This is a genomic window from Bradyrhizobium sp. (genome assembly GCF_049512235.1).
Lineage (GTDB): Bacteria > Pseudomonadota > Alphaproteobacteria > Rhizobiales > Xanthobacteraceae > Bradyrhizobium.
Genome location: NZ_JBEKXH010000208.1, coordinates 1 through 11,073, shown reverse-complemented (window position 1 = coordinate 11,073; position 11,073 = coordinate 1). Strand labels below are relative to the sequence as shown.

Here is an 11,073-nt window from a genome sequence, read left to right as displayed (position 1 = left end):
CGGGCGACCAGTTCCTGCTCGGCGGCGTCACTTTCCATCTGGTGGCCACTTGAGAATGCCGCCCGTGACCGACCAACCCGGGCACCCGCTCGATACCTTCTTTTCGCCCGACAGTATCGCCCTGGTCGGCGCGTCGCGTGATCTGGAGAAAATCCCGGGCCGGCTGCTCTCGATGCTGCGCAAGAACGAGTTTCCGGGCCGCATCTACCCGATCAATCCCAATTACGGCGAGATCGACGGGCTGAAATGCCATGCCTCGATTGCCGATGTCGGCCAGCCAATCGACCTGGCCATCGTCATGATTCCGGCACGCGGGGTTCTGGGCGCGCTTGAGCAATGTGCCGCCGGCGGCGTCAAGAACGCGGTCGTCATCTCCTCGGGGTTCGCCGAGGAAGGCGGCGACAGCGCCGCGATGCAGGACGCCATGACAGCGCTCGCCAAACAGACCCGGATGCGGGTGTCCGGCCCCAATGCCGAAGGATTCTACAGCGAAGTCCAGCGCGTCGCCGCCACCTTCAGCCCGACCGTCGACGTCAAGCCCGGTGAGCCGCGGCTGATCGCGACCAAGCGGCGGATCGGGATCGTCGCGCAAAGCGGCGGCATCGGCTTTGCGATCTACCACCGCGCCAGGGCGCTCGGCATCGCGCTCAGCTACGTCGTCAGCGCCGGCAACGAATGCGATCTCGGTGCCGGCGAATTTTTCGAATACATGGTGCAGGATGCCGCAACCGACGTGATCCTGTTGTTCATCGAGGGCATTCGCGACGTCGACAAGTTCCTGGCCGCCGCCCGCCGGGCCGCGGAAATCGGCAAGCCTGTGATCGTCACAAAGGTCGGCCGCTCCGGGGCCGGCGAGCGCGCCGCCGCCTCGCACACCGCCAGCATGGCCGGCTGGTCGGCGGCCTATGACGCGGTGTTCGCCAAATATGGCTTTATCATTTCCAACGATCTCGATGAGGCCGTGACCATCGCCGCGGTCCTGACCAGCAATCCCTTGCCAGGAGGCGACCGCGTCGCCGTGCTCACCGTGTCGGGCGGCGCCGGCATCTGGGGCGCCGACGCGGTTTCGATGCAAGGCTTGCAGGTGCCGGAACTGTCCGCGCCGATCCAGGCCGAGATCGGGAAGCTGCTGCCATCCTACGGCGCGACGCGCAACCCGATCGACGTCACCGCGCAGGGCGTGCACTCCGGCGGTTTGCAGAGGAGCATCGATCTGCTCGATAGCTCGGACGAAGTCGATGCCATTCTGGTGGTGCTGTCGCTGTCGAGCGACACGCGGATGCCTTTCAAGCGCACGGAGCTTAAGCCTGTGATATCGGCGCAGCACAAGCCGATCGTATTTTATTCCTATACGCTGCCGTCGCAATTCGCGCGCAACGAACTGGCCGCCTCGGGTGTCGTCGTGCTTTCGGGTCTGACGCATGTCGGCGTCGCCCTGCGCCAGATGGTTCGGCGCGCGAAGTTCAGGCTGGCGCCACCGGCCGATGCGGCGCCGTCAATGCCGCGGCAGTTCGCCGCGCGTCTCGGATCCGCCGTTCTTTCCGAAGCCGACAGCAAGGCGCTGCTGCGCGATGCCGGCATTGAACTGCCCGGCGAAGTCCTGGTGACGGAAAAGAGCGGACTGGACGCCGCGATCGCCTGTGTCGGCTTTCCGCTGGCCATGAAAATCCAGTCGCGCGACATCCCGCACAAGAGCGAGGTCGGCGGCGTGCGCCTCGGTATCGCGACCAAGGGCGAGGTGTTTCTGGCGTTTGAGGCGCTGCTGGAAAACGCACGGCGGCGCCGGCCGGATGCCGATATCCAGGGCGTGCTCGTCACGCCGATGGCGAAGAAGGGCGTCGAGATCATCATCGGCACCCTCATGGACAAGACCTTCGGTCCGCTGATCATGGTCGGCTTGGGGGGCATCACCACGGAATTGTTCGAAGACGTGATCTACCGGCCGGCGCCGGTCGGTGCGGTCGAGGCCGCCGCGATGCTGGCCGAACTCAGGGCCGCGCCGCTGCTCAATGGATTTCGCGGCGCCGCGAAAGCCGATGTTGCCGCGCTGGCGCAATTGATCGCGCAGCTCTCGATGCTCGCCTCCGCATGTCGCGACCATATTTCGGAAATCGAAATCAATCCCGTGCTGGTTCATCCCGAAGGCCGGGGCGTCACCATCGTCGATGCGCTGGTGGTGGGGAAGAAGGATTAGCCCAACCAATTGCACGTCGGAGAATGACGGTCTTGGCTGTCACCGCCCCTTGAAATTCGCGACGCGGCGCTCCGCGGTGGCCTTGACGCCTTCCTTGAAATCTTCGGTGGCGCGCAGCTTGTTCTGCTCCGACAGTTCGTGGTTAGTGGCGGCCAGCACGCGCTCGGCGAGGCCGGCGCGCATGGTGGCGCGGGTCGAGAGCAGGCCGAGCGGCGAACATTCGGCGATTTCGTTCGCGAGCTTCAAGGCCTCGGCGCGCACCTCGACCTGCGGAACGCAGAGGTTGGCAAGGCCCATCCTTGCAGCTTCCTCGCCGGTGACGCGGCGGCTGGTATAGAAAATCAACTCGGCATTGTTCCTGCCAACCAGTTCGGGAAGCGTCGCGGTCAGCCCAAAGCCGGGATGAAAGCCCAGTTTGGTGAAATTGGCGGCGAAGCGCGCCTCGGGGCAGGTGACGCGAAAATCCGCCGCCACCGCAAGTCCGAGCCCGCCGCCGATCGCCGCGCCATGGACGGCGGCAACGATCGGCTTCCTGTTGCGGAAGATGCGCACGGCCTGGACGTACAAATGGTTGATCGGAAGGTTCGACGCCGGATCGGTTGTTGCGCGTTCCTCGGCTTGCTGCCGTACCGGATCGGCAAAATCGGCGCCGGCGCAGAACGCCTTGCCTTGAGCCGCCAGCACCGAAGCGCGGATCTCGATATCGCGGTCGAATTCTTCCAGCGCGTCGGCGATCTGGTTGATCAGCGAGACGTCGAAGAAGTTCAGCGGGGGTTTGCGGATTTCGATCAGGCCGACGTGGCCGTGCTTCTCGACGCCGATATCGGTAAACTTGCTCATGAGAATCCCTCCTTGAATTAGCGCAGTCCGAGCCCGCGCGCGATGATGCCGCGCAAGACCTCGGTGGTGCCGCCCTGGATGGTGAGCTTGGGTGCGGTCTTGATCGCGAACGCCAGCTGATTTTCCAGGGTCTCGTGGTTGCCCGCATCGGCATCGACGAAGGCTGCGAGATCGCGGACCCGGTGCGGCAATTGCTGCTCCCAGACCGTGCCGATATCCTTGACGATGGAAGCCTCCACCACCGGCTCCTTGCCGGCCTGCAGCATGCCGGCCACCGACACCGACATCCGGCGCATGGTATGAAGCTGCGCCACCAGCCGTCCGATCCCTTCGGCACAGCGGGTGTCCGGCTTCGGGCCGACCGCGCGAACCAGTTCGGTCAGCACATAATAGGTTTCCAGGAAACGCTCGGGGCCACTGCGCTCATAGGCAAGCTCGCTGGTGGCCTGTTTCCAGGCGCCGTCGATTTCGCCGAGCAAGTGATCGTCCGGCATGAAGGCATCGGTGAACACCACCTCGTTGAACTCGAACTGACCGGTAATCTGGCCGATCGGATTGACCTTGATGCCCGGCGTCTTCATGTCGACCAGGAACTGGGTCAGGCCGTGGCGGCGGTTTTCCCTGGTCGGCGGCGAGGTCCGGAAGATCGCGATCATGTAGTCGGCGATATGCGCCGATGAGGTCCAGATCTTGGTGCCGTTGATCAAAAAGCCGCCGTCGGTCCTGGTCGCCTTGGTCTTGGCCGCGAACAGATCGGAGCCGGAGTTCGGCTCGCTCATGCCGATCGCAAAGCAGACTTCGCCGCGGCAGATGCGCGGCAGGATGTCCATCTTGATGTGCTCGGGCGCATATTTCAAAAGCACCGGTCCGCTCTGCCGGTCGGCCACGAAGAAGCGCCGCGTTGGCGCGTTGGCGACGCGCATCTCCTCGGTCACCACATAGCGCTCGAGGAAGGTGCGCTCATGGCCGCCATATTTCTTCGGCCAGGTCATGCCGAGCCAGCCGCGTTCGCCGACCTTTCGGGAAAATTCCGGCGCGTCGGTGTCCTCGCGATTGGGCTGGTGCGGATCGAAGGTGCCGGCGGCGATCTCGTCGGCCAGGAATGCGCGCACTTCCTGGCGCAGCTTTTCGCATTCGCTTCCCAGGCGGATCGGATCGAAACGGAGAACTGCGGTCATGTTGAGCCTCGACTTTCGTGCGGGCGCCTTTCTTAAGATATCAACGCGACGCCACCAGCGGCCATAATTCGTCGGCGCCGCGCGCGGCGACCAGCCTGCCCAGTTCCACCGCCCAGTAGCTCTCGGAACCGAAATCGTCGCGCCAGGCGAGCGCGCGCAGGCTGAAGCGATGCAGGATATGTTCAATGGTGAAGCCGATCGCGCCGTGCACCTGATGGGCGATCGCGGCGCCCTTTTCGGCGGCCTCCGAACAGCGGATCTTCGCCGACGCCGCCTCGAGAAACACCGCATCGTCGAACGCCTGGCCGCCGGCGATGGCGTCGGCGGCCGAGGTCGCGGCCGCGAGCGCCGCCGCCGATTCGCCGGCGAGCCTGGCAAGATTGTGCTGCACCGCCTGGAACTTTGAAATCTTCTTTTCGAAGGCTATGCGCTCGTTCGAATAACGCACGCTGACGTCGAGCATCGATTCCAGCGCGCCGGCAATCTGCAGGCTTCGTGCCACGGCGCCCATCAGCATCAACGCGGTCTGATCGAAACCCGCCGGCGCCGGCTTGATGGCGGCGGGCTGCACGTTGTTGAACGTCACGGTATCGTTGCCGTCGCCGGCAAGATTGAGGCCGCGCTCGATCCGGCAATGGCCCGCGTCGACCAGCGCGATCGCAAAGCCGCCGGCGCCGGTTGCCAGCACCGCGAGATGCCTGGCATCCCCGGCAAAGGGAACGCCGCGCGCCCGCCCGGACAGCGTGCCGTCGGCATTGAGCGCGATGCGGTCCCTGGGACCGGCGGGTGCGACCGTCATGGCGCCCTCGGGCGAGGTGATTTTTGCCTGCGCCAGCAGCCATCCCGCCAGCATGGTCTCGGCGAGCGGCACGGCGAGCGCGAAGCGTCCGGCCGAACTCAACACGCTGAAACCTTCGGCGAGGCTCGCGGCGGAGCCGCCGCAATCCTCCGGCACCCAGGACAGCGGCAATCCTGCTTCCGTCAGCGCCAGCCAGAGCGGCGCTTTCCAGCCGCCTTTGCTGTCGCGGTTGATGGTTTGGATGTCGGCGAGATCGGCGAATATCCGCTCCGCGGTCTCGGCGACAATGTTCTCACTTTCCGCCACGGCGTTCCCCGTTTCCCGATCGGCGCACAGATCCGGTTTCCCGTTTCGCTGGGGCGCCGCCGCCTCTTGCGTCGCATGATGCGGAAAAGCCGCTGCCAAGACAAGCGCCGATGTCCGCGGGCTGCCTCCGCAAAGGCGACATGCGATCGCCGCGGCAGTAATTCCGCATAAAGGAGTTTGGCGGATTGGCGCGGGACTCGTCGCACGATAAGGTAGACTGCGCGCCGATCGCATGGTTACGGCAGTTTCCGGCAAACAATCGGGGGAAATGCGGATGTCAAAGGACGGTTTGTGCGCGATCGTAACGGGGTCTGCCTCGGGCCTGGGGGCTGCGACAGCGGCCATTCTGGCGAAGGGCGGGGCGCGCATCCTCATCAACTATTCCTCCAGCCGGAAGGAAGCCGAGCAGACCGCCGATCTCTGCCGCAAGGCGGGCGGCGAAGTTGTGGTGGTCCAGGGCGATGTGTCGCGTGACGAGGATTGCAGGAAGATTGTCGCGGCCGCGGCGCCATGGGGCCGGCTCGACGCCCTGATCAACAATGCCGGCACCACCAAGCACGTGGCCCATGGCGATCTCGATGGCTTGTCGGCGGAAGATTTTCAGCGGCTGTTCGGCGTCAACACCATCGGTCCGTTCCAGATGGTGCGGGCGGCGCGAAGCTTGCTGGAACAGGGGGCAAGGACTTCGGGCCGCGCTTCCGCTGTTGTCAACGTGTCCTCGGTCGCAGGCATCAACGGCGTCGGTTCCTCGATCGCCTATGCCGCCAGCAAGGGCGCGCTGAACACCATGACCTATTCGCTGGCGCGCGCGCTGGCGCCGCTGATCCGCGTCAATACCGTATGCCCTGGCTATATCGACACGCCATGGTTCGCCAAGGGCCGCGGCGAGGCAACCGCAAAGCAGGTGCGCGATAATGTCATCGCCAAAGTGCCGCTCAAGATCGCATCATCCGCGGAGGATATCGCAGCCCTGGTGTGCTTTCTGGCGACGCCGCCATCGAGCAACATGACCGGCGAAGTGGTGCGGATGGATGCCGGGCTACATCTGATTACGTGAGTCGATCGCTACTTCGACCCTGGATCGGAAATCACCCGGCTTGCCACCAGCCGGTTCCAGATGAACAGCACCACCAGCGCGCCGATCGTTGCGGTGATGAAGCCGGCGCCCTGATCCGGACCATAATGGCCGATCGCCTGGCCGATAAAGGTAGCCAGAAACGCGCCCGCGATGCCCAGCACCGTGGTCAGGATGAATCCGCTGGGATTGTTGGGGCCCGGAGAAAGCAGCCGGGCGATGATGCCCGCGACAAAACCGACGATGATGACCCAGATAATGCCGCTCATGGCTGTTGTCCTTATTTTCCGAAAAATTTTGCCGGTTAAATGCCGGGAGTAAAGTGGGTGTCACTTGACCTTATCGCTGTGCCGACCGGCATCATCAAATCCGGGCCGCCAGTTCGGCGGCGGTCGGCAGCCGCCCATCCGGCGTCAGATGGTCGATGAGATCGGGCAAATGCCGGCTCAGGCCCGCCAGCAGTTCGTCGCGCGACAGGCCGGTTTGCGACACCAGGCCATCGATCTGATCGGCGCCCAAGGCGCGGCCGAGATCGCCAGGCGAAATCGACTTGTTGGGGCCGTTGCCGACCCATGAATTGGCGGCCTCGCTTTGCCCGCCCTGCTGCAATTGTCTGAGCAGGTCGCCGAGCCCGCCCGAGATCACGCTTCCGGCGGCGCCGCCGCCGAGCAACCCGCCCAATCCGCCCTTGAGAACGTCGCCGAGACTCCCACCCATGCTACCGCCAGCGGGCGGACCGGCATTCGTGCTATTGCCCGATGGGGACGCCGGCGCCGGGCCGCTGCCAGACTGGCCGCCACTGAAATGTTTGATCGCCTTCCAGGCGAGCAGTCCGAGGATCGCCATGGTGATCGGCGACATGCCCCCGCTGCTTTGCGCGCTGGGATTGCTCGGGCCGCGTGGGCCGTTCTGCATACCGTTGAGGACGTCGAGTAAACCCATTGCTTTCTCCTGCCGCAGGCCACCCCAGCATCAGCATAGTGGCGCGTTATGACGGTTACAAGGCAAGGGCAAAAGCAACGGCGCGACCTCCTTGCCGCGACGACATCACCGCGCCGGTTTCACGCGCGCCCATCGTCGCACGATGCAGCCCGGGGAACGACCGTCAGCCTCGTTTGTCCTTGCCCGGGGAAGCGCTGAACAGCTTGCGGAGACCATTGTTGATGCCTTCCGAAAGCCGCTGAAAGTTGCAGGAGAATGGATACTCCTTGCAAATGGCGCGTCGCCTGAAATTGCTTCGCTTGTTAGGCGCCTCCACCGGCAGCGGCACCTTCTCGATCCTCAGGGCGGCCGGCTGCGGCTGCGGAAGCTGCTGCAGCTGCTGCAACCGCGCCGGCGCCGGCTGCGGCGGCGCTGCCGTCAACGCCGCCGCGATGCGGCTCCGCCGTTCCCTGTCGAGAAAGGCGGTATATTGTTCATCGATTTGTCGCTGTTCCCGCGGCGTCGGATTTGGACCGGCGATGTCGAAGCTTCGGTTCTGCATGAAGTCGTAATAACGGTAGCCCCCGCCGGGCTTGCGCCGGCCGGCGAATTTCGCGTTGCATTCGATGAGCGCCGCGGCCTTGGCTTCCTTTGTCGCCGCCTTCTCGGCGACACCGGCGCATTCCTCAAAATCGGCCGGCGCGGGCGACCACCATTGCGCCTGCGCGTTGCGGGTTTGCAGCACGATGCCGAAGGCGATCGCGCTGACCAGCGATAAAAACGTACGCGGTACTGACACTGACAATTTCCAGGGACGCGATCTACAAGACCTGTGCGCTGATCGTCGCCATTTTCGAGAAACGTGTCAAACCCCTGGCGCAGCATTTTGCCGTCGCTGGGTTTTGCCGCGGGGTTTGCAACACGGACAGCTTCAGGTGCATTCGAATTCTGTCGCGATCGCGGCCCGATCATGGCAAAAACCACTCACGGAGAATAACCGTTTGAGACGACACGATTAAAACGGTTTTTCGAGCGGTTTTTTCTTACGCGAAACCCGGGTTAAGCAGGCGAGTTGCGTCGCATCGTCGCGCACGGACCAATTCGAAATCCTCTCCAAACTGGCTGCCGTCTTGCCCACAGGGGAGACATTCACTCGGCTTACGAGTATTCACCAGCGGTAACAACCTTGGCCTCCCCGATCGATAAGCTATTTTTACAATGTAAAGATTTGGATTGACCGGCCCGCCGTGCGAGGCTATTGACATCTTTACATTGGAAAGATTGGCGCTGCCGCCGCGGCTCTGGATCCCGGACATTTCCTTGTCCGTATCTGGCCGCTGCGACAGGCCGACCGGCGCTGGGCTTGGCCAGTTCCCATCATTGGAGGCAGCAAATGAAAACCTTCATCAACGTCAAACTGGCGCTTGTTCCCTTCGCGTTGTTCTGGGCGCTGCTCGGCGCCGGACATCCGGACTTGGCGGTCTGGTCGGGGCTCGGGCTTTCATCGGCCGGTAATCTGTGGCGTGCCGCCACGCGTCATTTCGTTGGGCTCGAAGCCGGGAGCCTGGCCTTGTTCGCGCTGCTGGCGCTTGGCCAACTGCTGTCGCCGGATTGGACCGCGGCCAACGCGCTCTGGCTTTCGTTTGCCGGGCTTGGCGTCATCAGCCTGTCGAGCCTTTTGTTCGGCCGCCCCTGGACTTCAGACTATGCGCGCATGGCCTATCCGGGGAATGCCGGGACGCCACAGTTCCGCATCATCAATGCGGCGATGTCCGGCCTGTGGGGCGTTTTGTTCCTGGCCATCGGCCTGTGCCGTTGGCTTGGCGTTTCGGATCTGATCACCACGGCGATTCCGATCGCGGGCGCGCTGATTTCGATTTTCGGGCCGCCACGCGCCATCGATTATCTACTGCGGCGCCTGCGCGATGCGCAGGAGACCTATCGCTGGCCGGCGCCATCGTTTTCCGGGGCTGCCGGCAGCGACTGTGACGTCGCGATCGTCGGTGCCGGAATCGGCGGATTGACCGCGGCGGCCCTGCTCGCGGACCAAGGCCTCAGGGTCCGGGTATTCGATCATCACGTTCTGCCTGGCGGCTATTGCCACAGCTATCTGCGCAAAGCCCATCATGACAACAAGCCCGTGCTCTATCGCTTCGATGCCGGTCCGCATGATTTCTCCGGCGTCTGGCCGGGCGGACCGATTACGAGCCTGCTGGAGCGGCTCGGCGTCGCCAACCGGCTGCAATGGCGGCGTGTCCATCATAGCTATCGCTTCGAGGGAGCCCGTCTCGACGTGCCCTCGGACTGGCGCGACTATGTCGATCTGCTGTGCCGGAAATTCCCCGATAGCGCCAGCGGCATCCGCGCCCTGTTCGATACCATTCACGCCATCTTCGATGACATGTACGCCACCGCACGCGGCCGTGGCGGCATTCCCGGCATGCCGACGACGGCAGATGAGATGCTGGCGTTCCCGAAAGATCATCCCCATGCCTTCCGCTGGATGAACGAGCCGTTCGACCGGCTGGTCTCGACTTACGTCGGGGATCGCAAGGTCGTTGAGTTTCTCAACGCGCTGTCGGGCTATCTGGGGGACGGAGGGGAACGGCTCACTTGCGCGCAGATGGTTCCGATCTTCGGATATTACTTCAAGGGTGGGTATTACCCGCTCGGCGGCTCCGGCCGGTTCGCCGACGTCCTGGTCGAAGCCATCCGGGAGCGCGGCGGCGAGGTGCATCTCAAATCATCCGTGCGTGCCATCAGCGTCGAGCAGGGCCGCGCCACCGGCGTGATCCTGGCTGACGGTCGGACGATCCGCGCCACGGCCGTGGTTTCGAATGCCGACATCCGACGAACATTTCTGGACCTGGTCGACCCGGCTCTGCTGCCCGCTGATTTTCGCAAGCGCATCGAGGCGGCGGCGCCGGCGAATTCGGCTTTCAGCGTCCATCTCGGCCTCGATTTCGTGCCGGACATTGCGACCACCAACCATCTCCGCGCGCCGATGGACCTCGGAATGGCGATGATGTCAAAGCTCGATTCCTCGGCCGCGCCGCAAGGCCACGCCACGCTGATGCTGATCACGATCCTGCCTTACGAAAAAGCCCGAGCCTGGTTTCCCGATCAGGAGTCCCTGGACTGGAAGGACTGGCGGCGCTCCGGCGACTATGAAGCGCGCAAGAAGCAACTCGGCGACGACATGATTGCCGCGGCGGAAACCGTCATTCCCCGGCTTTCGCAGCACATCGTCTACCGCACCGATGCAAGCCCGGTGACCTATGCGCGCTATGACTGGGCGAGTTCCGGCGCCATCTACGGCATCTCCCGCGAAGGCCGGCTGAAGGGATCCAAATCGCCGGTGCAAAACCTCGTCATCGCCGGCGGCGGCAATGCCGGCGCCGGAATTGAAGCGGTCGTGATATCGGGGGCTGAAGCCGCTGAAGCGCTGGTGCCAGGGTTGTTGTCTGAGCCTGGGCCCGGTCCGAAGGTGCCGCTGCCGTCGCCCGGAGCGGCGTCGGCACCACCGATGAAGGTGGCCTCGGTGCCAGCTTCAGTCGTGAAAGCATCTTCGACTTGAAGCCGGTTGCGCCGGGGTTGCACGTCCTGCCCCCGCGCGCTTGTCACGGACAAACGCGGGCATGGCCATGAACGTCATTTTCGCCATCATCTCGCGCACGCCGATCTGGGTTTGGCCGCTGATCGCCGGCGTGCTCTGGCTCGGCAGCCTGAACCTGCGTCAGCGCACCGTGCCGCTGAGGCT

Annotated in this window: 9 protein-coding genes; 3 read left to right on the top strand and 6 right to left on the bottom strand. The window is 64.0% G+C overall.

The features are described 5' to 3' along the window. Positions 1–64 precede the first annotated feature (64 nt). The gene (locus ABSG20_RS19405; RefSeq protein WP_423866130.1) at positions 65–2,194 is read left to right on the top strand and encodes an acetate--CoA ligase family protein; all 2,130 of its coding nucleotides are present in this window, start codon (positions 65–67) and stop codon (positions 2,192–2,194) included. Between the two features lie 39 nt (positions 2,195–2,233). Here ABSG20_RS19405 and ABSG20_RS19400 read toward each other — a convergent pair whose 3' ends face one another. Genes ABSG20_RS19400 through ABSG20_RS19390 form a run of 3 tightly spaced genes read right to left on the bottom strand, consistent with a single transcriptional unit; the run spans position 2,234 to position 5,317 of the window. After that, positions 2,234–3,034 carry an enoyl-CoA hydratase/isomerase family protein gene (locus tag ABSG20_RS19400; RefSeq protein ID WP_423866129.1) on the bottom strand — a complete coding sequence of 267 codons (801 nt, stop codon included), beginning with the start codon at positions 3,032–3,034 and terminating at the stop codon, positions 2,234–2,236. 17 nt (positions 3,035–3,051) lie between these two features. Continuing rightward, entirely contained in the window at positions 3,052–4,212 is a 1,161-nt protein-coding gene (locus ABSG20_RS19395; RefSeq protein ID WP_423866128.1) for an acyl-CoA dehydrogenase family protein, read from the bottom strand. A gap of 40 nt (positions 4,213–4,252) precedes the next feature. Further along, entirely contained in the window at positions 4,253–5,317 is a 1,065-nt protein-coding gene (locus tag ABSG20_RS19390; protein ID WP_423866127.1) for an acyl-CoA dehydrogenase family protein, read from the bottom strand. Between the two features lie 274 nt (positions 5,318–5,591). Here ABSG20_RS19390 and ABSG20_RS19385 point away from each other — a divergent pair, with 274 nt between their 5' ends. Further along, positions 5,592–6,374 (top strand): SDR family NAD(P)-dependent oxidoreductase, encoded by a 783-nt coding sequence (locus ABSG20_RS19385; RefSeq protein WP_423866126.1) that lies wholly within the window; start codon positions 5,592–5,594, stop codon positions 6,372–6,374. 8 nt (positions 6,375–6,382) lie between these two features. Here the strand turns inward: ABSG20_RS19385 and ABSG20_RS19380 are convergent, their stop codons facing one another. The 3 genes from ABSG20_RS19380 to ABSG20_RS19370 form a co-directional block, all read right to left on the bottom strand. Further along, entirely contained in the window at positions 6,383–6,661 is a 279-nt protein-coding gene (locus ABSG20_RS19380) for a GlsB/YeaQ/YmgE family stress response membrane protein (RefSeq protein ID WP_423866125.1), read from the bottom strand. A gap of 94 nt (positions 6,662–6,755) precedes the next feature. Continuing rightward, complete coding sequence (locus tag ABSG20_RS19375) at positions 6,756–7,334, bottom strand: YidB family protein (protein WP_423866124.1); 579 nt, start codon at positions 7,332–7,334, stop codon at positions 6,756–6,758. A 163-nt stretch (positions 7,335–7,497) separates the two neighbouring features. Beyond that, the gene (locus ABSG20_RS19370) at positions 7,498–8,118 is read right to left on the bottom strand and encodes a hypothetical protein (RefSeq protein WP_423866123.1); all 621 of its coding nucleotides are present in this window, start codon (positions 8,116–8,118) and stop codon (positions 7,498–7,500) included. Between the two features lie 588 nt (positions 8,119–8,706). On the opposite strand from ABSG20_RS19370, the gene ABSG20_RS19365 reads away from it, so the two are divergent. After that, entirely contained in the window at positions 8,707–10,890 is a 2,184-nt protein-coding gene (locus tag ABSG20_RS19365) for a phytoene desaturase family protein (protein ID WP_423866122.1), read from the top strand. Positions 10,891–11,073: the final 183 nt, after the last annotated feature.

Coding starts and splice junctions, on each gene's coding strand:
- ABSG20_RS19400 (WP_423866129.1), bottom strand. CDS start 3,034: ATGAGCAAGTTTACCGATATCGGCGTCGAGAAGCACGGCCACGTCGGC.
- ABSG20_RS19380 (WP_423866125.1), bottom strand. CDS start 6,661: ATGAGCGGCATTATCTGGGTCATCATCGTCGGTTTTGTCGCGGGCATC.
- ABSG20_RS19385 (WP_423866126.1), top strand. CDS start 5,592: ATGTCAAAGGACGGTTTGTGCGCGATCGTAACGGGGTCTGCCTCGGGC.
- ABSG20_RS19375 (WP_423866124.1), bottom strand. CDS start 7,334: ATGGGTTTACTCGACGTCCTCAACGGTATGCAGAACGGCCCACGCGGC.
- ABSG20_RS19395 (WP_423866128.1), bottom strand. CDS start 4,212: ATGACCGCAGTTCTCCGTTTCGATCCGATCCGCCTGGGAAGCGAATGC.
- ABSG20_RS19365 (WP_423866122.1), top strand. CDS start 8,707: ATGAAAACCTTCATCAACGTCAAACTGGCGCTTGTTCCCTTCGCGTTG.